The following is a 20,369-nucleotide window of genomic DNA, read 5'->3' as shown; positions in this document are numbered from 1 at the left end:
GTTTTGTCATTCCCTCGACATCGATGTCCGATCCAGTCCCGCACATGAAGATCAGCGTGCTTGGTGCCGGCGCCTGGGGCACCGCCCTCGCCATTGCCGCCTGCGCCCGCCACGAGGTGGTGCTGTGGGCCCGGGATGCCGCCAGTGTGGCCACCATGCAGGCCGAGCGGCGCAATGCCCGTTATCTGCCCGACGCCCCCATGCCCGAATCGCTGCGTCTGAGCAGCGACCTGTCCGCGGCGCTCGCCCACGGGCAGGGCGGCTTGATCGTGATCGCCACGCCAATGGCTGCGCTGCGCAGCATGCTGGCGGTGCTGCCCGCCGGGGCGCGCTGCCTGTGGCTGTGCAAGGGCTTTGAGGCCGGGACCGGGCAACTCGGGCATGAGATTGCGCGGGAGGTGGTGCCGCATCTGGCCACCGGCGTGCTGTCCGGACCCAGCTTTGCCCAGGAAGTGGCCGCCGGTCAGCCGACGGCGCTGGTGTCAGCCTCGGAGCATGCCGAGCTGGCCCAGCTGGGCGTGGCCGCCTTCCACAGCGAACGTCTGCGGGTGTATTCGTCCGCCGATCCGGTGGGGGTGGAAGTCGGCGGTGCGGTGAAGAATGTGATGGCGATTGCCGTCGGCATCGCCGATGGCCTGCGGCTGGCTGCGGACCTGCAGGGCCGCAAGGGGCCGGGGCTGAATGCGCGGGCCGCATTGATCACTCGCGGTCTGGCAGAAATGCAGCGGCTGGCGCTGGCGCTCGGCGCCTCGCCGGAAACCCTGCTCGGGCTGGCCGGACTGGGGGACCTGGTGCTGACCGCCACTGGCGATCTGTCGCGCAATCGGCGCGTGGGTCTGCTGCTGGCGGAGGGCCTGGACCTGCCCGCCATCCTGCAGCGGTTGGGGCATGTGGCCGAAGGTGTCTACAGCGCGCCGACCGTGCTGGCGCGGGCGCAGTCGCTCGGGGTGGAGATGCCCATCACCGCCGCCGTGGTGGACGTGCTGGAAGGCCGACTGGACACCCACGGCGCCATGGAAGCGCTGATGGGACGGCAGGCCAAATCGGAGTGGTGAGGGCATCAGCCCCCGACCCTACACCCCATCGACATAACCGTTCTGGCGCCACCCTTCGAACACGGCAACCGCCACGGCATTGCTCAGGTTGAGGCTGCGCTGACCCGCACGCATCGGCAGCCGTACCCGCTGCGCCAGCGGGAAGCGCTCCCGCAGCTCGGGCGGCAATCCGGCGGTTTCGCATCCAAAGACCAGATAGTCCCCGGCGCGCAGCGCCACCTCGGGCAGCAGCCGGCTGCCGCGGGTGGTGAAGGCGAACATCCGCGTCTCGTCCGGTGCCTCCGCGCGGAGGAAAGCCTGCCAGTCCGCATGGCGCATGACCGGCGCGTACTCGTGATAGTCCAGGCCGGCGCGCTGCAGCAGCCGGTCTTCCATGGAGAAGCCCAGCGGCTCGATCAGATGCAGCCGGCAACCGGTGTTGGCCGCCAGCCGGATGACATTGCCCGTGTTCGGCGGAATCTCCGGATTCACCAGCACGATGTTGAACATGAATTCCTTCTTCTGCTTCGTTGTCTGACCGCGTCGCGTGCAGCCCGTGACCGTCCCGACCCTGGGCGTCTGGGGGGGGCGGTTGCGTCTGCGGTCGCCCCCACGGTCGCCGTCCGCTGGACAGTCAGGGGGTTCTCGCCACCACCCAGGCCTGCACCGAGGCAGCGCCTGCCCGCTGGAGGGTGGCCGCCACCTCGAACACCGTGGCTCCGCTGGTCATCACGTCATCCACGATCGCCACATGCTGACCGACCACCGGTTGCATCACCTGAAAAGCCTGACGCAGATTGGCCAGACGCTCCCCGAGCGGCAGGTCGGACTGCCGGCGTGTCTCCCGGATGCGGACCAACGTGCGGGTGCACAGCCGGTATTGTCGCTGCCCGGGCAGCTGCCGCGCGATCTCCAGGCTCTGGTTGAAACCCCGCTCCCGCATGCGCCGCGCCGACAGCGGCACCGGCAGCACCAGGGTGGCCGTCGGCGGCGGGTGGGGCTGTGAGTGAGCCCGGGCTAACGCTGCGCCGAGTGAGTGCGCCAGCCACGGCGCCACCGCCAGCCGTCCCCGGAACTTCAGGCTCTGTAGCCATTGGTCCCACGGGAAGGCGTAGTCCAGCGCCACCACGCAGCGGACCAGAGCCGGGCACTGCTGGACGCACTGGCCGCACTGCAGGTGAGGGCTTGCCAACGGTGGGTGGGTGGACGTTGGCAGCGAGAGAGCGGCGGACGCTGGCAGCGAGAGCGCCGGTGACAGCGGCAATGACAGCGGCAATGACAGCGGCAGTCCACAGGTGAAGCACCTCGGGCGATCATCGCCCTCCAGCCGGCGCCGGCAGTCGTCGCAGCAGCTGCCCCGGCACCACAGTCGGCACAGCAGGCACTGTCCCGGCCAGGATCCGCCGCGGATCCACCCCAGCCACCGCTCCAAAAACCTGGCTGGCGAGCCACCCGGAGCATTCGCCGCCGCGCCGTGCCGGACACCCTCCGTTGCCGGGTGCGGCGGCAAACTCCCCCGAGGCATGAGGTCTCCCATGGCCGCCTACAATCCCGCCCCATGAGTGGGAACGAGGCTTTGCCGCCAGGCACACAGCAGATCGATGCGGCGGCGGCAGGACGGCAGCGCCGTCGCCTGGCCCTGGCCGAGCAGCCGCCCTGGCTGCATCAGGAAGTGGCCCGGCGCATGCTGGAACGCCTGCCCGTCATCAAGCTTCAACCGACCCAGGTCCTGCAACGACGCCCCTCGCTGGGCGGTGGCGATGCAGGCCTGCGTCAGCAATATCCGCAGGCGGTGCAGCAGTGGTGGGAACCGGATGACGCCATCCGCCAGCACTGGCAGCAGCGGCTGCGCCGCGGCTTTATGCAGTCGATGCTGGAACGCCTGCGCGGTGGTGCAGCGCCGGCACTGGTGGCTCAGGCGGCCACCGGATCGGCGCAGTTGCTGTGGTCCAACATGGAGCTGCATGGGGAATCGGACAAGCCAGGGGTGATCCGTGAGTGGCACGACGCCCTGGCCGTGGACGGCTTTTTGATGTTCTCCTGCTTTGGGCCGGACAGCTTCATCGAACTGCGCCCGATCTATGCCCAGCACGGGTGGGGCCAGCCCACCCCGGAGTGGGTGGACATGCACGATCTGGGCGACATGCTGGTGCACGCCGGTTTTGCCGACCCGGTGATGGACCAGGAACACCTGCGGCTGACCTGGGAAACCCCCCAGGCCTTGCTCGCCGACCTGCGCGCGTTGGGCGGCAATGCCTCGGTGCTGCGCTGGCCGGCTCTACGCAGCCGCGCTTGGCACGCCCGGCTGTTGACCGCGCTCGAATCCCTGCGCGGCCCGGACGGCCGCCTGGGCCTGAGCGTGGAACTGGTTTACGGCCATGCCTTCAAGCCGCTGCCACGGGTCAAAGTGGCGGCACAGACCGAGGTGTCGCTGGAGCAGATGCGGGCCATGATCCGTGGACCAGGCAAGCACTGACCCTCCCTCCGGGGTCACCGGCCTCGCCGGTGTGCGAATTGACGTGAATCAAGCGTTGCGGACAGCGTCCTGAACGGGCGCTCTGAGGGTATTCCAGGGCGGTTGACGCCCTCGGCGGCAGTCATAGTCCAAGCTTGGTGCACGGTTCTCCGTGGGTGACAGCGTGGACAGGGTCAAAAAGGGCCTGGGCTAAAATTCGCCTGCTGGCTGTACGTCTACCGGCCCCGAGGATTTCGCCATTCGACACCACCTGGTGGAGACCCGGGTGACGAACGATGAGAAAAGACTGGATGAAGAGACGAACCATGACGATGATGAACAGTGATGTGCATCCGCTGGGGCGACGGTGCAGCCAGCTGGCGCTGACCGCAGCGGTCGCGTTGGCCAGCCAGTCGGCCCTGGCCGTGAATGACCTGCCCGGAGGCCCGGCGGTCAACCAGCTGAACCTGCATCCCGCGGTCACCAAGATCGCGCATGAACAGGCGTGGCTGCACAACATGATGCTGGTCATTTGCCTGGTCATCTTCGTCGCCGTCTTCGGCGTGATGTTCTATTCCATCTTCAAGCACCGGAAGTCCAAGGGCGCCGTCTCGGCCAACTTCCATGAAAGCGTGAAGGTGGAAATCGCCTGGACCATCGTCCCCTTCATCATCGTGATCCTGATGGCGCTGCCCGCCACCAAGGTGGTGGTCGCGATGAAGGACACCACCAATGCCGACCTCACCATCAAGGCGACCGGCTACCAGTGGAAGTGGGGCTATGAATACCTCAAGGGTGAAGGCGACGGCATCCGCTTCGTCTCCACCCTGGACGCTTCGCAGCGTGCCTTGTCAGATTCCGGCCACCCCGGCCAGGTCGATGACTACCTGCTGAAGGTGGACAACCCCCTGGTGGTGCCGGTCAACAAGAAGGTGCGCATCATCACCACCGCGCAGGACGTGATCCATGCGTGGATGGTGCCGGCCTTCGGCGTGAAGCAGGATGCGATTCCCGGCTTCGTGCGGGACACCTGGTTCAAGGCGGAACAGGAAGGCGACTTCTACGGCCAATGCGCCGAGCTGTGCGGCAAGGAACACGCCTACATGCCGATCCACGTGAAGGTGCTGAGCCAGCAGGCCTACACCGCCTGGGTGGCTGAGGAACAGAAGAAGGCGGCTGCCAAGGCGGACGATCCCTCCAAGGTCTGGACCCTGGACGACCTGATGGCCCGTGGCGAGAAGGTCTACACCGCCAACTGCGCCGTCTGCCACCGTCCGGATGGCAAGGGCGCGGGCCAGTTCCCGGCGCTGGATGGCTCCAAGGTCGTGCTGTCGGAAACCCATGCCGACCAGATCCATGTGCTGCTCAATGGTCGCAACCAGATGCCGGCCTGGAAAGCCATCCTCAACGACAGCGAAATCGCCGCTGTCGCGACCTATACGAAGAACAGCTGGTCCAACAAGACCGGCCAGATCGTTCAGCCCGCGGAAGTCGTGGCCGAGCGCGCGAAGTAATCGGTGTCAGACGGACGAGGACTTATTCCATGAGTGCAGTGCTTGATCACCCGACCGGTCACGTTCACGACCACCATGACGATCACCATGCGCCGACCGGATGGCGCCGCTGGGTGTTCGCCACCAACCACAAAGACATCGGCACGCTGTACCTGCTGTTCAGCTTCACCATGCTGATGATCGGCGGCATCCTGGCGCTGTGCATCCGCGCCGAACTGTTCCAGCCGGGTCTGCAATTCTTCAACCCGGAACAGTTCAACCAGTTCACCACCATGCATGGCCTCATCATGGTGTTCGGCGCCATCATGCCGGCCTTCGTGGGCTTCGCGAACTGGATGATTCCGCTGCAGATCGGCGCCTCGGACATGGCCTTCGCGCGGATGAACAACTTCAGCTTCTGGCTGATGATTCCCGCCGCGCTGATGCTGGTCGGTTCGTTCTTCATGCCCGGAGGCGCCCCCGCCGCCGGCTGGACGCTCTATGCGCCGCTGACCCTGCAGATGGGCCCCTCGATGGATGCCGGCATCTTTGCGATGCACATCCTGGGCGCCTCGTCGATCATGGGCTCGATCAACATCATCGTCACCATCCTGAACATGCGGGCGCCCGGCATGACCTTGATGAAGATGCCGATGTTCGCCTGGACCTGGCTGATCACCGCCTACCTGCTGATCGCGGTGATGCCGGTGCTGGCCGGCGCGATCACGATGACGCTGACCGACCGGCATTTCGGCACCAGCTTCTTCACGCCCGCGGGCGGCGGTGACCCGGTGATGTACCAGCACATCTTCTGGTTCTTCGGCCACCCCGAGGTCTACATCATGATCTTGCCGGCCTTCGGCATCATCAGCCAGATCGTGCCGGCCTTTGCCCGCAAGCGCCTGTTCGGCTATGCGTCGATGGTGTACGCCACGGCCTCCATCGCCATCCTGTCCTTCATTGTGTGGGCCCACCACATGTTTGCCACCGGCATGCCGGTGACCGGTCAGCTGTTCTTCATGTACGCGACCATGCTGATCGCGGTGCCGACCGGCGTGAAGATCTTCAACTGGCTGGCCACGATGTGGCGCGGTTCGATGACCTTCGAAACCCCGATGCTGTGGGCGGTGGGCTTCATCTTCGTGTTCACCATGGGCGGCTTCACCGGCTTGATCTGCGCGGTGGCCCCGATCGACATCCAGATCCAGGACACCTACTACGTGGTGGCCCACTTCCACTATGTGCTGGTGGCTGGCTCCCTGTATGCGCTGTTTGCCGGCGTTTACTACTGGGGTCCGAAGTGGACCGGTGTGATGTATTCGGAGACTCGCGGCAAGATCCACTTCTGGGGCTCGCTGATCTTCTTCAACGTCACCTTCTTCCCGATGCACTTCCTGGGTCTGGCCGGCATGCCCCGTCGGTATGCCGACTACCCGATGCAGTTCGCCGACTTCAACATGCTGGCTTCCATCGGCGCGTTCGGTTTTGGTCTGATGCAGGTCTACTTCTTTGTGTTCGTGGTCATTCCGATGATGCGCGGCAAGGGTGCCAAAGCCCCGCAGAAGCCCTGGGAAGCCGCGGAAGGCCTGGAGTGGGAAGTGCCGTCGCCGGCCCCGTTCCATACCTTCGAGAACCCGCCCAAACTGGACGTGACAGCCACCCGTGTTGTGGGCTGATGCAGGCATGAGCCCCCGGGACGACCAGAAAAAAAGCAACCTGCGCCTGGCGCTGGTGCTGTTCAGCGTCGCGCTGGTGTTTGGTCTGGGCTTCGTGGCCAAGATCATCTGGCTGGGCCGCTGAGGACGGACATCATGGAGCGTCGACCGCTCGCCGCCTGGCTCCGCAGGGACAACCTGCGGATGACCGGCAAGCTGCTGGTGGTGGTGGTCATGATGGCCGGCTTTGGTTATGCGCTGGTGCCGATCTACCGGGCGGTCTGCACGGCCCTGGGCATCAATGTGCTGGCCCTGGGCGAGCGGCAGCATGCGGTGAAGAAGGAAGACCTGCGCAACACGCAGGTCGACTACAGCCGCCGCATCAGCATCGAGTTCGACACCAATGCCCGAGGACCCTGGGACTTCAAGCCGGCGGTGCGCCACATGGACGTGCATCCCGGCGAGCTGACCACGGTGATGTACACCTTCCAGAACGTGCAGGACCGGGTGATGGCCGCGCAGGCGATTCCGAGCTATGCGCCCAAGCAGGCCACGCCCTACTTCAACAAGCTGGAGTGTTTCTGCTTCAACGAATACACGCTGCAGCCCGGTGAGCAGAAGGTCTGGCCGGTGGTGTTCGTGATCGATCCAAAGATCCCGAAGGATGTGAAGACCATCACCCTGAGCTACACCTTCTTCGAGATCCCGGGCAAGGGCGGCGCGGCGGTGAAGGCGCAGGCCCCAGCCCCGGCGCTCGCTCCGACACCGGTACAGGTTCGCGCCCCTGTACCTGCGGAGCCGCGCTCATGACGGCGCATCGCCCCGGCGAGGACCTGAAGCAGGCCCTGCGACGGTCCGGCTCCTTTGCCGGCACGCTGCGGGCGGTGCTGTGGTCCTTCTTTGGGGTGCGCAAGGGCGCGGACTACGACAAGGATGTGTCGCAGCTCAATCCGCTGCATGTGATCGTGGCCGGTGTGCTGGTCGCGGTGCTGTTCGTGGTGGGATTGCTGCTGCTGGTGAACTGGGTGGTGGGGAGCGGGGTGGCCGGCACGTAGGTGCCCGCATCACATCGCCCGTCCCCACGGCAAGAGATTGAGAACGCAGTACCGAAATCGACGAGATCGCAAGCATTCGAGGAGAACAAGGTATGTCGGCAACGACTCACGGCAAGACCCCTTATTACTTTGTGCCAGGCCCCTCCCGCCATCCGGCCATGGCGGCCTTTGGCCTGTTCTGGGTGATCCTGGGGGCGGGTCAGTGGATCAACGGCCACGACTGGGGCGCCTGGTCCCTGCTGTTCGGCCTGCTGTGGTGGGCCTTCGTCCTGAAGCAATGGTTCGGCGACGCCATCCATGAAAGCGAAGGCGGGCTCTACAGCGACCGCATCGACGCGAGCTATCGCTGGAGCATGGGCTGGTTCATCTTCTCGGAGGTGATGTTCTTCGCCGCCTTCTTCGGTGCGCTGTTCTGGTCGCGGGGCTATACGGTGCCGACGCTGGGCAGTCTGGACAACTCGCTGCTGTGGCCCAACTTCCAGGGCGTGTGGCCCAGTGCATCGCCGGGCGCGACCGGCTCACCCGCCGGCACGGTCGAGCCGTTCTCGGTGATGGGCCCGTGGCCGATTCCGACGATCAATACCGCGCTGCTGCTGACCTCCGGCGTGACGCTGACCATTGCTCACCATGCGCTGATCGCCAGCCACCGTGCACGGGCCATCGCCTTCATGTGGCTGACGGTGCTGCTCGGCGTAACCTTCCTCGGCTTCCAGGCTTATGAGTATGTGCATGCCTACCATGAGCTGAATCTGAAGCTGACGTCGGGTGTGTATGGCTCGACCTTCTTCATGCTGACGGGTTTCCACGGCTTCCACGTGTTTGTCGGCATGCTGATGCTGCTGTTCATCACGCTGCGGCTGATGAAGGGGCACTTCACGCCGGATCGGCACTTCGGGTTTGAGGGCGCCGCCTGGTATTGGCACTTCGTGGACGTGGTCTGGCTGGGCCTCTACATCATCATCTATTGGTTCTGACGTCCCCCTGGATGTGACCCCCCCCTACCGCCTGCGGCGGCCCCCCCAGGGGGGCGAGCCCAGCGGCCTGGCAGAGCCAGTTCCGCGGGCTCCGCTGGAGGGGAGGCGGCGCTCCGCGCGCCTGAGCACACCTGCGGTGTGCATTTGGAGCGGCTGTTGAAGGGCGGGGTGGGATCGCGGTGGGGGGCGGCTGGCACGCCTGCACGCCCGTGGCGTGCTGAGGGTCAGCGGATCAGCGGGTCATCGTGATGCCGGTGGGGTGGATCCATCCCATCCAGGCACTGAAGAGGATGAAGAGAAACAGCGCGACGCTGATGCCTACCCGCACCGCCAATGCGTTCGCCATGCTCGCCTTGCCCTTGTTTCGCCGCAGCATCAGGATGCCGGCACTGAAGAGGGCGCCCAAAATGCCGATGAAGGCCAGCGTGACAATGATCTTCATGATGACCCATTATTCCACCCGGCTCCCCCGGACACCCCTCGGGAAAGACCACCCCCGCCCGATGGATCTCTGCGGGTGCATCGCCTTCGATGGTCCCTCTGGCCTGCGCTGGGATCCCGTGTGACCACTCGGCGCTGGGTTGTCACCGTCGCCACCCTCCTGGCCCTGGTCGCTGCGGTCGCCCTCGGCCGCTGGCAGCTCGATCGCGCCGCACAAAAGATCGCCCTGCAACAGGCGCTGGACTCGCGTGGACAGCAGCCACCGCTTTCCAATCAGGAACTGCCCCGGGCCGATGAGGACGCGCCCGAAGCGCTGATCTATCGGCGTGCTTCACTCGTCGGCCAGTGGGATCAGACGCCGGGGCATACCGTGTTTCTCGACAACCGTCCCATGGATGGGCGGGCCGGGTTCTTTGTGCTGACGCCGTTTCAGCTGCAGGGGCAGCAGGACGCCATCCTCGTCCAGCGTGGCTGGGTGCCGCGGGACGCCGCGCAGCGCGAGCGCCTGCCCACACTGCCGCTGCCGCAGGGCGATGTGCGGATCGAGGGTCAGGTCGTCCGGGCGCCCTCCCGTGCATTCGAACTGGGGACGCCGGTGAGGTCTGGGCCGATCCGGCAGAATGTGGAGCTGCCCGCCTTTCAGGACGAGACCGGTGTGCGGCTGCTGCCCGTCGTGCTGCTTCAATCCGCCAGCCCCGATGCCACCAGCCCCACCGGCGACGGCCTGCTGCGCCATTGGCCAGCCCCGGCGGTGGACGTGAACAAGCATTACGGGTACGCGTTTCAATGGTTCGCGCTTGGCGCGCTCATTCTGGGTCTTTATGTCTGGTTCCAAGTTCTCGCCCCTCTCCGGAGAGACCGCCGTCGACGCGATTCCCCAGACACCGATGCCGCCTGACGGCCCGGTGACGCTGGCCGTCCACAGCCTGCCCGTGACCTCGGCCGAAGGCAGCCGCCGTCGCCATTGGCAGATGTGGCTGGTGCTGCTGGTCTGCGCCGCCCCGGTGATCGCCTCCTACCTCAGCTTTTATGTGCTGGACCTGCGCGGCGCCGCCTACAGCGACCTCATCACCCCCACGCGCGACCTGCCGCACGACCTGCCCCTGCGCACCCTCGACGGCCAGCCGGTGAGCCCGCAGTCCCTGCAAGGCCAGTGGCTGCTGACCTATGTGCCCGATGCGAAGTCGCCCTGCGCCGACGCCTGCGAACGCATGCTGTTCATGCAGCGCCAGCTGCGCGAAATGCTGGGCAAGGACCGCGACCGGCTCGACAAGCTGGTGCTGCTGCCCGACGACCTCACCCTGACCCCCGCCCAGCTTGATGCGCTGATCGGCCATGAACCCAAAGTGACCCTGCTGCGCGCGCCTGCGGCCGCTCTGCAGGCCTGGCTGATGCCGGCGCACGGCCATCGCATGGGCGAGCACCTGTTCCTGATCGACCCGATGGGTCGCTGGATGCTTCGCTCACCCGCCCAGCCCGATCCCGGCAAGCTCAAGAAAGACCTGGAGCGCCTGATGCGGGCCAATGCCGGCTGGGACCGCCCGGGGCGCTGAGCACGGGCCCCATCAACGCATTGCATTGAGCACATTGAGTCAACCGAAACCCTGGGCATGACCGGATTAGATTTCGCCCCCCTGCTGGAACTGCTGCTGATGGCCGCGCTGCTTGGCGGCGGGCCGCTGCTGTGGTGGTTCCTGCGTCAGCGCAGCGCCACTCCCGGTCAGCGCCTGCGTGCGTTGACGGTCATGACGGTGTTCCTCACCTTCGACCTGATCCTCTTCGGCGCCTTCACCCGACTGACCGACTCGGGCCTCGGCTGCCCCGACTGGCCCGGCTGCTACGGCACCGCCACGCCCCTGGGCGCCAAGGACGAGATCCATGCCGCCCAGACGGCCATGCCCACCGGCCCGGTCACCCATGGCAAGGCCTGGGTGGAAATGCTGCACCGCTATCTCGCCAGCGCCGTCGGCTTCCTGATCCTGGTGCTGGCGGTGCTGAGCTGGCGTCAGCATCGTCGAACCTCCACCCGCATCGCCGAGCCGGCGCTGTCGCCCTGGTGGGCCACCGCGTCGCTGGTGTGGGTGCTGGTGCAGGGTCTGTTCGGCGCCTTGACGGTGACGATGAAGCTGTTCCCCGCCATCGTCACCACCCACCTGATGCTGGCCCTGGGCCTCCTGATGCTGCTGGCGTGGCAATCGGAAGCCTACGCGCCCAAGCCCCTGAAGGCCAGCCGCGCCCTGCGGGTCGGCATGGTGCTGTTCACCCTGCTGGTGCTGATGCAGGTGGCGCTCGGCGGCTGGGTCAGTACCAACTATGCGGTGCTGGCCTGCCAGGAATTCCCCACCTGTCAGGGACAATGGTGGCCGCCCACTGATTTCGAGCATGGCTTCACGATCTGGCGCGAGCTGGGGCGTGGGGCCCATGGAGACTGGTTACCCTTTGAGGCCCTGACCGCCATTCACATGACCCATCGCGTCGGCGCGCTGGTCGTGGTGGCGGCCTTGCTGGTGCTGGCCGCCGTCCTGTGGCGACAGGGCGCGGAGCACCGCCGCTGGGCCGTGCGCCTGCTCGCGGTGGGTGCCTGGCAGGTGGCCTCCGGCCTGTCCAACGTCGTGCTGGGGTGGCCGCTGGTGGCCGCGCTGGCCCATACCGGCGGCGCTGCGGCGCTGCTGCTGATCTGCTCCCTGGTGCTGGCCCGTCTGAAGGCCGGGCATCAGGCCGTCTTTCTGGATCCTGTGAGATGACTTCCCTGACTCAGGCCGCCATGCCTTCCCGATGGTGGCAGTTCTACCAACTGACCAAGCCGCGCGTGGTGCAGCTGATCGTGTTCTGCGCGTTCATCGGCATGGCGCTGGCCATTCCGGGTCTGCCGCAGGGCCAGGAGTGGGTGCGGCTGGTGGCGGGCGTCGCCGGCATCTGGCTGGTGGCCGGCGCCGCGGCCGCCTTCAACTGTCTCATCGAGCAGCAGATTGACGCCAAGATGAAGCGCACCGCGTGGCGCCCCACGGCGCGCGGGGAGCTGAGCCGTCGTCAGACGCTGCTGTTCTCGGCGGTGCTGTGCGGCATCGGCTCGGCCATTCTCTACATCTGGGTGAACGCTCTGACGATGTGGCTGACCTTCGCCACCTTTGTCGGATATGCCGTCATCTACACGGTGCTGCTCAAGCCGACCACGCCGCAGAACATCGTCATCGGGGGCGCCTCCGGTGCCATGCCACCGGTGCTGGGCTGGGCGGCAATGCGCGGCGAGCTGGGCCCGGAGGCCTGGCTGATGTGCCTGATCATCTTCCTGTGGACGCCGCCGCACTTCTGGGCGCTGGCGCTGTACCGCAGCGAGGACTACCGCAAGGCCGGCCTGCCGATGCTGCCGGTGACGCATGGCAATGAATTCACGCGGCTGCAGATCCTGCTCTACACCTGGGTGCTGTTGGCCGCCACGCTGCTGCCGTTCCTGACCGGCATGAGCGGCTGGCTCTATCTGGTGGCGGCCACCATCCTCGGGCTGATGTTCTGCCACTATGCCTGGCGGCTGTGGCGCGAGTATTCAGAGGCGCTGGCGCGTCGCACCTTCCTCTTCTCGCTGTTCCACCTGTCCCTGCTGTTCGGCGCGCTGCTGCTCGATCACTATCTCAGCCCGTGGCTGGGCTGATGCGGCCCGTCATCGAAGATTCTGTTTCAGAGGTCCACACATGATCGTCCGACGTTCCCTGGGTCTGGCCGCGCTGGGCGCCGCCCTGAGTGCCACGCTGCTGCTGACCGGCTGCGACAAGCTGGGCTTCGGCTCGGCGCCCAAACCTGCCTTCCAGGGGGTGGACCTGACGGGCGCCAATTACGCGCGCAGCTTCATCCTGCCGGATATCGACGGCCGCATGCGCACCCTGCAGGACTTCAAAGGCAAGGTGGTGGTGGTGTTCTTCGGCTACACCCAGTGTCCGGACGTCTGCCCGACGACCATGCAGGAGCTGGCGGAAGTGAAGAAGGCGCTGGGTCCGGATGGGGAGCGGGTGCAGGGCATCTTCATCACGGTCGATCCGCAGCGCGACCGGCCGGAACTGCTCAAGGTCTATCTGAGCAGCTTCGATCCCAGCTTCGTGGCGCTGCGTGGCAGCGAGGAGCAGATCCGCGAGACCGCCAAGGAATTCAAGGTCTACTACACCCAAAAGCCTGGCAGCACGCCGGACACCTACACCGTGGACCACACCGCCGCCAGCTTCCTGTTTGATCCGGAAGGCCGGGTCCGGGTCTATGCCCGTTATGGCGGCGGCACGCAGCCGCTGATGAGCGACATCAAGCTGCTGCTGGCGGGGCAATAAAGGCCTCACGCGGGCCAGGAGGGGTTCATGTCTGAACGACTGGCGGCCTGCACCTGCGGCCAACTCAGCGCCCGGGTCACCGGGGACCCTTTGCGGGTGTCCATTTGCCACTGCCTGGCCTGCCAGCGGCGCTCGGGCAGCGTCTTCGCCGCTCAGGCCCGCTTTGCACGCTCCGGCGTGACGATGAAAGGCACCTCGTCAAGCTTCGTCCGCGTCGGCGATGAAGGCGGTCGTGCGACTTTTCATTTCTGTCCGCAGTGTGGCGACACCGTCTGGTACGACATGGCCTCGATGCCCGAGGTGGTGGCGGTGCCGGTCGGCGCGTTTGCGGATCCCGGTTTTCCTGCGCCGACGGTGTCGGTCTACGAAGACCGGATGCACGCCTGGGTCGTGCCACCGCCGGAGGCGGAGCACTATCGCTGACGATGGGGGACGGTGTTGGCGGCGGTTGGACGCCGCCCGCCACCCCGTGCCTCAGGTGCGATGGGCCAGAGAGAAGTCCAGCGCGGCGCGCACCGCAGCCACCTGCGCCGCTTCGCATTCCGCAGCGTTGGTGCGGGGGCTGTCCGGATAGACCTCGGTCGTGGTCGTGAAGCGGGCCCCGGTCACGCTGGCGCACAGGCCGGCGGTCTTCACCGGAAATTCAATGACGCCTGGCGCGCTGAGCGGGAAGCCGATGATGTGCCCCTGTGCATCCGGCGGCGCGATGTGCGTCACTTGCGCCACCGCTTCGATGATGGCGATCTGGAAGTCCAGCCGCGTCGTCTCGCTGTCGCCCACGAGGTAGAAGCCATCCGGGACGGTCTCCGGCTCCAGTGCCTTGCCGTCCCGCGAGGCCAGCGCCGGGCGGAATTCGGTGATGTCGGTGTCAGTGGTTTCGTGCAGGTCGATATGCACGAGGAAGCGGCCCAGATGCGGCGTCACCAGCGCGATCAGTGCGGACGATTCTTCCGCTTCGCGGCGCGCGCCGAAGTTGCGGTTGGGGTCGATCGCGTGATAGTTCCAGCGGCTGATTCGCTCATACGCCCAGGGGCTGATGCAAGGCGCCACCAGGACATTCATCTGGCCGGCGTAGGCGCTGGCGTGTTGCTCCGCGAAGCGCAGGGCACCCATGACGCCGCTGGTTTCATAGCCGTGCACACCGCCAGTGACCAGCGCCACCGGCAGGTCCGGCTGCCAGTCGCGGGTGCGGGCGGCCAGCAGGGGGAACTGCTGGTCGCCGTAGGTGATCAGGCCATAACGCACCACGTCCAGCCGGTCGCCCGAACGCTCACCCAGACGCTCGATGCGGGCGACGACATCGTCCTGATAGCTGCGGCTGCGCACCTGACGATCGCGCCAGGCCTGCCGCTCCGCATCCCCCCAGGGGACGCCGGGCGTGCCGACGGGATAGAAGTGCGCTGTGCTCATGGGAACTCCGCAGAACTGAAGATCGAAGGGGAAGGGAGCGGCGATTCTCGCTCACCCACTATCGCGCGCATAGGCAATGCGCGCCGGAATGCGCAGCGACACCTGGGTGCCCGGACGCGCCTCGCCGTTGATCTCCAGGCGGGCACTCACCCGCGCGGCGCGTTCCTTCATGCCGAGCAGGCCGAAGTGGTCGTGCATCGCGTCGAATGCGGCGGTCTTCTCGCGCATGCCGACGCCGTTGTCGTGCACCTGCACCGTCAGGCAGTGCGGGCCGTAGTCGATATGCACCGCGACCTCGGTGGCCTGTGAGTGGCGGGCGGCGTTGAACAGCGCCTCGCCGGTGATGCACAGCACTTCGTCGAAGACATGGGGACGCAGGCGGCGGCGTTGGCCGGCGCTGCCGACTTCCACCCGCGTGGTGGCCGGGAATGGATGTTCGGCGATCAGCTGGCGGATCTCCTGCTCCAGGTCACTGCCGCTGGCCCGGCGCAAGCCCTGCAAACGGTCCCGGCCTTCCACCACCACGGCCTCCGCCCGGTCCAGCGCCTGGGTCAGGGACTGCTTCAGCGCAGGTTCCTGCTGCATCCGCCCCAGGGCCGCATGGAAGCGCAGGATCAGGCCCTGCACGCTCTGCAGAAGGGTGTCATGGATGTCGCGGGCGATTCGCTCCCGTTCGCGACTGCGATCCTCGCTGCGCTCGCGCAGCCGGGACAAGATCTGCCGGATGCGCAGCAGATAGAGCCAGTACAGCAGCGCCGCGGCGGTGGCTGTCACCACCAGCTTGAAGGCGAGCGACTGGGTGAAAGTGGCGGGAACCTCCAGCGCGACGGTGGCCGGCGCCGGACTCCACACGCCGTCGTTGTTGCAGGCCAGGACCTCGAAGCGGTAGTGGCCGGGCCGCAGGTCCTGCAACACCACGCTGCGGTCGGTGCGGGGCTCGCTCCAGCGTGCAGGGTCATGACCCGGCCCCAGCAGCCGATGGCGGAACATGACGCGGCTGGGCACCGGAAAACTCAGCGCCGTGTAGTCGATCCGGACGGTGGTGGTGCCCGCGGGCAAGGTCAGCGCAGCCAACGTCGGCGCGGGCGCCGCGGCCCAGGATGTTTCCCCCACCTGGACCGAGCGCACCAGGACCGGCGGTGGCAGCCGGTTCGGCGCGAGGGTGGCCGGGTCGATGCGCATCACGTGGCGACGGGTGAGGAACCAGACGCGGCCATCTCCGCCCGTCACCACCTGCGCACCGGGCGCTTTCTGCACAAAGCTGTCCAGGCCGTCCTTGAAGTCGAAGACGCGGACGGGCAGGGGCGCGCCTGGGCGTTTCAGCGCGGCTTGCAAGTCGGCGGTGTGCACACGGACGATGCCGGCGTCGCCGATGATCCAGGTGTCCCCTGCCGGGGTTTGGGTGAGACCGTTGATCGAGGCGGCCCAGGGATGGACTGTGCCGGGCAGCGCCAGATCGGTGTCTTGCGGCGCCGGGATGGCGCTGGCGCTGGCGTTGGCGGATGCGCCGGTGCCGCTCATGCCCGCGGCGGCAGCGGCGGCCTCGTTGGCATCGGTGGCTAACCCCAGTCCGAGGCTGCCGCTGACGAGCAGCTGAGTCGTCGTCGGCAACAGACCTTCGATGCCACCCACGGCGGAGCCGTTCACCGTCAAGGCAGTGAAAGGCGTGGCACCGGCGGGCGGCGGTCCGCGAAAGACCACGGCCACGCGACCGTCCGGACCCCGCGCCGCATTGGCGGGTAGCGAGGGCGACGGCACCGCTTCCGGCCAGCGCTGCCACTGGCCGCGCTGCCATGCATGGAGCCCCTGGTCCAGACCCGGCATCCACAGCCGACCCTGCGCATCCTCCGCGCAGCCGTAAGCGGCGCCGTGGACCGGTTTCGGCAGACGTGTCACGCCGGAAGGCTCCACTTTGAGCACCCGGTCGGCCAGAAACAGCCACACGCCCTGCTCGCCGGCATCGCACAGCGCTTCGGCAGGACTGTCCAGTGGCATCACGCGTCGGGGCCGGGCACCGGGAGCGATGGCATACAGGCCATGAGCATTCGCCACATGGACCACGCCATCGCGGGTCACAGCCAGTCGATAGCTGGTCGGGGAATTGGCGGGCAGGTCGGGGTCGGCCACGACACTCGCGGGACGCAGCAGGTCCAGGCCCAGTTCCGTCCCGATCCACAGGTTGCCTTCGCGGTCCTGGAACAGGGCGCGGGTCTGATCGGAGGTCAGCCCGGCGCTGGACTGCCACGAGGCCAGGCGGCGCCCATCGTTCCGCTCCGGCGACAGCACCTGACCGGGGGCCTGGATGCGCAGCACGCCGCTGTTGAAGGTTGTCGTCCAGAGATGGCCCTCCCGGTCGAACAACACGCGAGATCCGCCGACCGCATTGGGATACCGGAAGGTGGTGTCGGGGCTGGCGCCGGCGTTCAAAGCGCGCAGGCCGGTGGCGTCGGAGAGCCAGAGTCGGCCCTGCCCGTCTTCGGACAGACCTGCACGCGGCGAGAGGCCCGGTTCCAGCAGTTGAAACTGCGTCTGCCCCGGGGCCTGGAATGCCAGCGTGCCGGACATCACCACCCAGAAGCCGCCGTCCTTCGCGAAGTGCAGCTGCCAGACCGGTTGGGCGGGCAGCCCGGCGTCGGCTTCGGGTTCTTCCCATCGGCCGTTGTGGAAGCGTGCCAGCATCTGCGTGCTGCGACCGCCGCGCGCCACCCAGATGCTGCCGTCGGGCGCTTCCTTGAGATCGTTGACCTCGCGGGACGGATGCGGCATGTGGGTGTCCACCAGCCGGCCCTTGTGCAGGCGCGCCACCCCGCGGCTGCGGCCCAGGCCCACCCACAGGTCACCGGAGCGGGTGGCGAGCAGGCTGGAAACCACGAGGCGCTGCCCCTGGTCGCCTTCCAGCCGCACGGGTTCGAACTGCACGCCGTCGAAGCGGAACAGCCCTTCGACACTGCCGATCCACAAATAGCCGTCGCCGGTCTGGGTGATGGCGTTGATGCGGCTGGGGGCGCCGCGCTCGATCGACCAGGCGTCGTGTTTGAACGCCAGCAGCGCGGCGGGGGAGACAGGGGCCGTCGGCAGCAGAACGGTGGTGGCGGTCGGGGAGGGGGGCGCTGCGTATGCGGCGGACAGGGCGGGACTGACGGCCAGCCCCATGGCGAGTCTCACGAGGAGCGCCCGCAGGCGCGGCACCAGGCGCCCCGCCGGGCGCCGCATCAAGGCCCACATCAGGCGCTGAACAAAATGCTCGGTGACCGACGCCCCTCCCTGCCGGTCATCGGCGCCCGTGGTGGAGCATGCGAGGGGAAAGGTGGGGGGCATCGGCGCGAGGGGCTCGCTCAAAATCGGGCGGGCGGATGATACTCGGGCGAGTGTGGGCGCCAGGTCCGCGCAAATCCGGGAGAGCGTGCCATGAGCAAATATCTGATTTCATTCCCCAGTTGGGCGATGGTCGCGACGGGGGGAGAACTGGAAGCTGCGGGGCGAGAGTCACGGGCTGTCATCGAAGAGGCCAAACGCGCCGGCGTGTACGTGTTTGCAGGCGGCCTGGATGAAAGCGTGGCGCCGGTGTCCGTGTCAGCCAACGGAGAGGTCACCGACGGTGGTTATCCGGACGGACCCGTACTGGATGGCGGATTCGCGGTGTTTGAGCTGCCGTCTCGCGAGCAGGCAGTGATGTGGGCCAGCCGATTGGCGAAGGCGTGCCGATGCCGGCAGGAACTGCGGGTGTTCATGTTTGATCCGGCGTCGTGAGACGGTGAGGTCGCGGGGCTGACGCAGTCGCTGAGTGCGGCGCTCGCCTGTGCCGGCGACCCCGGCCGCGCGTTGAGGGGCAGGGCTCGAGCAATGGCAGTGGCAGTGCCGAGAGCGAAAGCGCAGGGGAGAGGGTGAAGAGGCGTTCAGACGTCGAGTTTGAACCCGAGATCCAGATCACACGCCGCCTGACCGCTGCGCAGACCGAAGTCTTCCAGCGGGGCCACCTGCAGCAGGATGTTGACTTCGCCGGCGGGTGTTCCCGCCTCCGCGAACCGCTGCACGATGGCTTGGTAGAGCGCGCGCTTGGCCGCGATCGATCGTCCGGGGAACAGATGGACGATGACCAGGAGGTAGTCGTCGCTTTTGCCGCCTGGAACGCGGCAATGCGCTGCCCGATGCTCGACGTACCGGATGTCGTGGTCGTCGTCGGGCACCCCCAGGGCCGCCTGCATGGCCTGATGAAGCGCCGACATCAGCGACTGCACCTCGGTATCCGACCGTGGGCGATGGGCATGGATGAAGCAGATCGGCATTCGGTTTCCGGTTTGAGCTGGGGAGACTGTAAACAACAAGGGCTCCCGCTGGGAGCCCTTGTCATTGCAGGTCGAAGGCCGTAGTCGTCAGCGACGCTTCAACCGCAAGCCTCACGCGACTTCAGCGACTTCCGCCTTGGCCGACTTCTTGGCCACCGGCTTGGCCGCCGGTGCGGCCTCGCCAGCCATCGCCTTGCGCATCTTCTTCATGGCCGCCACCTCGATCTGGCGGATACGCTCGGCCGACACGTTGTATTCCGCCGCCAGCTCATGCAGCGTCATGCCGCCAGAGCTGTCGTCGTTCACCTTCAGCCAGCGCTCTTCCACGATGCGACGGCTGCGAGGGTCCAGCACGTCCAGCGCCTTTTGCAGACCGTCACTGGCCAGCGTGTCCCGCGACCGGGCTTCCAGCACGCGCGTCGGCTCCTGCGATTCATCGGCCAGATAGGCGATCGGTGCGAAGCTTTCGCCGTCGTCATCCCCTTGCGGTTCCAGTGCGATGTCGCCGCCGGAGAGACGGGTTTCCATCTCCAGCACTTCCTCGCGCTTGACGTTCAGCTCCTTGGCCACCAGGTCGATCTCACGCTCGGTGAGGGACGAACGCTGCTGGTCCTCCGCGCCTTCCTTCAGGCTGTGCTTCATCGAGCGCAGATTGAAGAACAGCTTGCGCTGGGCCTTGGTCGTGGCCACCTTCACCAGGCGCCAGTTCTTGAGGATGTACTCGTGAATCTCGGCCTTGATCCAGTGCATGGCGTAGCTGACCAGACGAACCCCCTGGTCCGGATCAAAACGCTTCACGGCTTTCATCAGGCCGACGTTGCCTTCCTGAATCAGGTCGCCTTGTGGCAACCCATACCCCAGGTACTGGCGCGAAATCGACACCACCAGACGCAGGTGAGACAGCACCAGACGGCCAGCGGCTTCCACATCGCCCTTAGACTTCAGGCGGTGGGCGTAATCCTGTTCTTCCTCTGCGGTCAGCATCGGGAGACGGTTGACCGCGGAGATATAAGCATCCAGGTTGCCCAGCGACGGCACCAGGGACCAAGGATTGCTGGTCTTCAATGCAAGGCTGTTGGACATGTCTTGGAATCTCCTGAACCAGTTCAATCACTGGTGTTGCGTTGAATATTAGCACTCATGCGAATCGAGTGCTAAGTACCCCAGAGAAGGCCTTTGTGAACTTGTGTAGGGCAGTTCTGAAGGAAAAACAAGCGGCGAATTGATCATTTCCATCAAATGAATCAATTTAA

At 66.4% G+C, this 20,369-nt stretch carries 22 protein-coding genes; 15 read left to right on the top strand and 7 right to left on the bottom strand.

Going from position 1 to position 20,369, the window contains the following annotated elements; all coding sequences use genetic code 11:
- The first annotated feature begins 44 nt into the window (after positions 1–44).
- Complete coding sequence (locus tag FHS28_RS13080) at positions 45–1,055, top strand: NAD(P)H-dependent glycerol-3-phosphate dehydrogenase (RefSeq protein ID WP_088451115.1); 1,011 nt, start codon at positions 45–47, stop codon at positions 1,053–1,055.
- An 18-nt stretch (positions 1,056–1,073) separates the two neighbouring features.
- Here FHS28_RS13080 and FHS28_RS13075 read toward each other — a convergent pair whose 3' ends face one another.
- Together FHS28_RS13075 and FHS28_RS13070 are read right to left on the bottom strand one after the other, a co-directional pair.
- Positions 1,074–1,544 carry a tRNA (cytidine(34)-2'-O)-methyltransferase gene (locus FHS28_RS13075; RefSeq protein WP_088451113.1) on the bottom strand — a complete coding sequence of 157 codons (471 nt, stop codon included), beginning with the start codon at positions 1,542–1,544 and terminating at the stop codon, positions 1,074–1,076.
- A gap of 124 nt (positions 1,545–1,668) precedes the next feature.
- On the bottom strand, positions 1,669–2,226 hold the full coding sequence (locus FHS28_RS13070; RefSeq protein ID WP_184294742.1) for a ComF family protein: 558 nt from the start codon (positions 2,224–2,226) through the stop codon (positions 1,669–1,671).
- A 366-nt stretch (positions 2,227–2,592) separates the two neighbouring features.
- Between FHS28_RS13070 and FHS28_RS13065 the strand changes: the two genes are divergently transcribed.
- From FHS28_RS13065 to FHS28_RS13040, 7 genes are all read left to right on the top strand, one after another.
- A complete protein-coding gene (locus FHS28_RS13065) occupies positions 2,593–3,510 on the top strand; it encodes a biotin synthase (RefSeq protein ID WP_246410027.1) in 918 nt (305 codons plus the stop codon).
- A gap of 305 nt (positions 3,511–3,815) precedes the next feature.
- The gene (coxB, locus tag FHS28_RS13060; RefSeq protein WP_088451109.1) at positions 3,816–5,003 is read left to right on the top strand and encodes a cytochrome c oxidase subunit II; all 1,188 of its coding nucleotides are present in this window, start codon (positions 3,816–3,818) and stop codon (positions 5,001–5,003) included.
- A gap of 29 nt (positions 5,004–5,032) precedes the next feature.
- Positions 5,033–6,658, top strand: a complete 1,626-nt coding sequence (gene ctaD, locus FHS28_RS13055; RefSeq protein WP_088451107.1) for a cytochrome c oxidase subunit I — start codon at positions 5,033–5,035, stop codon at positions 6,656–6,658.
- 7 nt (positions 6,659–6,665) lie between these two features.
- Positions 6,666–6,782, top strand: a complete 117-nt coding sequence (locus FHS28_RS23880) for a cytochrome oxidase small assembly protein (protein WP_221193945.1) — start codon at positions 6,666–6,668, stop codon at positions 6,780–6,782.
- 11 nt (positions 6,783–6,793) lie between these two features.
- Positions 6,794–7,447 (top strand): cytochrome c oxidase assembly protein, encoded by a 654-nt coding sequence (locus tag FHS28_RS13050; RefSeq protein ID WP_088451105.1) that lies wholly within the window; start codon positions 6,794–6,796, stop codon positions 7,445–7,447.
- The gene (locus FHS28_RS13045) at positions 7,444–7,692 is read left to right on the top strand and encodes a DUF2970 domain-containing protein (RefSeq protein ID WP_088451103.1); all 249 of its coding nucleotides are present in this window, start codon (positions 7,444–7,446) and stop codon (positions 7,690–7,692) included. Before FHS28_RS13050 ends, FHS28_RS13045 begins: the two co-directional genes overlap by 4 nt.
- A 92-nt stretch (positions 7,693–7,784) precedes the next feature.
- Positions 7,785–8,666 carry a cytochrome c oxidase subunit 3 gene (locus FHS28_RS13040; protein ID WP_088451101.1) on the top strand — a complete coding sequence of 294 codons (882 nt, stop codon included), beginning with the start codon at positions 7,785–7,787 and terminating at the stop codon, positions 8,664–8,666.
- Positions 8,667–8,898: 232 nt separating this feature from the next.
- Here FHS28_RS13040 and FHS28_RS13035 read toward each other — a convergent pair whose 3' ends face one another.
- Positions 8,899–9,108, bottom strand: a complete 210-nt coding sequence (locus tag FHS28_RS13035; protein ID WP_088451099.1) for a DUF2909 domain-containing protein — start codon at positions 9,106–9,108, stop codon at positions 8,899–8,901.
- Between the two features lie 120 nt (positions 9,109–9,228).
- Here FHS28_RS13035 and FHS28_RS13030 point away from each other — a divergent pair, with 120 nt between their 5' ends.
- The 6 genes from FHS28_RS13030 to FHS28_RS13005 are packed head-to-tail and all read left to right on the top strand — an operon-like array spanning position 9,229 to position 13,843.
- Positions 9,229–10,005, top strand: a complete 777-nt coding sequence (locus FHS28_RS13030; RefSeq protein ID WP_310736781.1) for an SURF1 family protein — start codon at positions 9,229–9,231, stop codon at positions 10,003–10,005.
- Positions 9,995–10,660: an SCO family protein gene (locus FHS28_RS13025; RefSeq protein WP_088451097.1), complete on the top strand. Its 666-nt coding sequence runs from the start codon at positions 9,995–9,997 to the stop codon at positions 10,658–10,660. The genes FHS28_RS13030 and FHS28_RS13025 overlap by 11 nt, the downstream gene beginning before the upstream one ends.
- Positions 10,661–10,717: 57 nt before the next feature.
- Positions 10,718–11,851, top strand: a complete 1,134-nt coding sequence (locus FHS28_RS13020; protein ID WP_088451095.1) for a COX15/CtaA family protein — start codon at positions 10,718–10,720, stop codon at positions 11,849–11,851.
- Positions 11,848–12,756 carry a heme o synthase gene (cyoE, locus tag FHS28_RS13015; RefSeq protein ID WP_088451093.1) on the top strand — a complete coding sequence of 303 codons (909 nt, stop codon included), beginning with the start codon at positions 11,848–11,850 and terminating at the stop codon, positions 12,754–12,756. The genes FHS28_RS13020 and cyoE overlap by 4 nt, the downstream gene beginning before the upstream one ends.
- A gap of 40 nt (positions 12,757–12,796) precedes the next feature.
- On the top strand, positions 12,797–13,420 hold the full coding sequence (locus tag FHS28_RS13010; protein WP_088451091.1) for an SCO family protein: 624 nt from the start codon (positions 12,797–12,799) through the stop codon (positions 13,418–13,420).
- 27 nt (positions 13,421–13,447) lie between these two features.
- A complete protein-coding gene (locus FHS28_RS13005) occupies positions 13,448–13,843 on the top strand; it encodes a GFA family protein (protein ID WP_088451089.1) in 396 nt (131 codons plus the stop codon).
- Positions 13,844–13,894: 51 nt separating this feature from the next.
- On the opposite strand, the gene FHS28_RS13000 is transcribed toward FHS28_RS13005, so the two are convergent.
- Together FHS28_RS13000 and FHS28_RS12995 are read right to left on the bottom strand one after the other, a co-directional pair.
- The gene (locus FHS28_RS13000; protein WP_088451087.1) at positions 13,895–14,830 is read right to left on the bottom strand and encodes a M14 family metallopeptidase; all 936 of its coding nucleotides are present in this window, start codon (positions 14,828–14,830) and stop codon (positions 13,895–13,897) included.
- Between the two features lie 51 nt (positions 14,831–14,881).
- On the bottom strand, positions 14,882–18,055 hold the full coding sequence (locus FHS28_RS12995; protein WP_184294739.1) for a sensor histidine kinase: 3,174 nt from the start codon (positions 18,053–18,055) through the stop codon (positions 14,882–14,884).
- Between the two features lie 183 nt (positions 18,056–18,238).
- Here FHS28_RS12995 and FHS28_RS12990 point away from each other — a divergent pair, with 183 nt between their 5' ends.
- Entirely contained in the window at positions 18,239–18,580 is a 342-nt protein-coding gene (locus FHS28_RS12990; RefSeq protein WP_088451083.1) for a YciI family protein, read from the top strand.
- A gap of 146 nt (positions 18,581–18,726) precedes the next feature.
- Here FHS28_RS12990 and FHS28_RS12985 read toward each other — a convergent pair whose 3' ends face one another.
- Together FHS28_RS12985 and rpoH are read right to left on the bottom strand one after the other, a co-directional pair.
- Positions 18,727–19,116 carry a tautomerase family protein gene (locus FHS28_RS12985; RefSeq protein ID WP_088451081.1) on the bottom strand — a complete coding sequence of 130 codons (390 nt, stop codon included), beginning with the start codon at positions 19,114–19,116 and terminating at the stop codon, positions 18,727–18,729.
- A 111-nt stretch (positions 19,117–19,227) separates the two neighbouring features.
- Complete coding sequence (gene rpoH / locus FHS28_RS12980; protein WP_088451079.1) at positions 19,228–20,199, bottom strand: RNA polymerase sigma factor RpoH; 972 nt, start codon at positions 20,197–20,199, stop codon at positions 19,228–19,230.
- Between the last annotated feature and the right edge of the window lie 170 nt (positions 20,200–20,369).

The organism is Roseateles terrae (genome assembly GCF_014192155.1).
Taxonomy (GTDB): Bacteria; Pseudomonadota; Gammaproteobacteria; order Burkholderiales; family Burkholderiaceae_C; genus Roseateles; species Roseateles terrae.
This window is presented reverse-complemented; position numbering and strand designations above follow the sequence as displayed.

Bases quoted from the DNA above. Each gene is read 5' to 3' on its own strand.
- FHS28_RS13080 (WP_088451115.1), top strand. From the start codon at position 45: ATGAAGATCAGCGTGCTTGGTGCCGGCGCCTGGGGCACCGCCCTCGCC.
- FHS28_RS13075 (WP_088451113.1), bottom strand. From the start codon at position 1,544: ATGTTCAACATCGTGCTGGTGAATCCGGAGATTCCGCCGAACACGGGC.
- FHS28_RS13065 (WP_246410027.1), top strand. From the start codon at position 2,593: ATGAGTGGGAACGAGGCTTTGCCGCCAGGCACACAGCAGATCGATGCG.
- coxB (WP_088451109.1), top strand. From the start codon at position 3,816: ATGACGATGATGAACAGTGATGTGCATCCGCTGGGGCGACGGTGCAGC.
- ctaD (WP_088451107.1), top strand. From the start codon at position 5,033: ATGAGTGCAGTGCTTGATCACCCGACCGGTCACGTTCACGACCACCAT.
- FHS28_RS23880 (WP_221193945.1), top strand. From the start codon at position 6,666: ATGAGCCCCCGGGACGACCAGAAAAAAAGCAACCTGCGCCTGGCGCTG.
- FHS28_RS13050 (WP_088451105.1), top strand. From the start codon at position 6,794: ATGGAGCGTCGACCGCTCGCCGCCTGGCTCCGCAGGGACAACCTGCGG.
- FHS28_RS13045 (WP_088451103.1), top strand. From the start codon at position 7,444: ATGACGGCGCATCGCCCCGGCGAGGACCTGAAGCAGGCCCTGCGACGG.
- FHS28_RS13040 (WP_088451101.1), top strand. From the start codon at position 7,785: ATGTCGGCAACGACTCACGGCAAGACCCCTTATTACTTTGTGCCAGGC.
- FHS28_RS13035 (WP_088451099.1), bottom strand. From the start codon at position 9,108: ATGAAGATCATTGTCACGCTGGCCTTCATCGGCATTTTGGGCGCCCTC.
- FHS28_RS13025 (WP_088451097.1), top strand. From the start codon at position 9,995: ATGCCGCCTGACGGCCCGGTGACGCTGGCCGTCCACAGCCTGCCCGTG.
- FHS28_RS13020 (WP_088451095.1), top strand. From the start codon at position 10,718: ATGACCGGATTAGATTTCGCCCCCCTGCTGGAACTGCTGCTGATGGCC.
- cyoE (WP_088451093.1), top strand. From the start codon at position 11,848: ATGACTTCCCTGACTCAGGCCGCCATGCCTTCCCGATGGTGGCAGTTC.
- FHS28_RS13010 (WP_088451091.1), top strand. From the start codon at position 12,797: ATGATCGTCCGACGTTCCCTGGGTCTGGCCGCGCTGGGCGCCGCCCTG.
- FHS28_RS13005 (WP_088451089.1), top strand. From the start codon at position 13,448: ATGTCTGAACGACTGGCGGCCTGCACCTGCGGCCAACTCAGCGCCCGG.
- FHS28_RS13000 (WP_088451087.1), bottom strand. From the start codon at position 14,830: ATGAGCACAGCGCACTTCTATCCCGTCGGCACGCCCGGCGTCCCCTGG.
- FHS28_RS12995 (WP_184294739.1), bottom strand. From the start codon at position 18,055: ATGTGGGCCTTGATGCGGCGCCCGGCGGGGCGCCTGGTGCCGCGCCTG.
- FHS28_RS12990 (WP_088451083.1), top strand. From the start codon at position 18,239: ATGAGCAAATATCTGATTTCATTCCCCAGTTGGGCGATGGTCGCGACG.
- FHS28_RS12985 (WP_088451081.1), bottom strand. From the start codon at position 19,116: ATGCCGATCTGCTTCATCCATGCCCATCGCCCACGGTCGGATACCGAG.
- rpoH (WP_088451079.1), bottom strand. From the start codon at position 20,199: ATGTCCAACAGCCTTGCATTGAAGACCAGCAATCCTTGGTCCCTGGTG.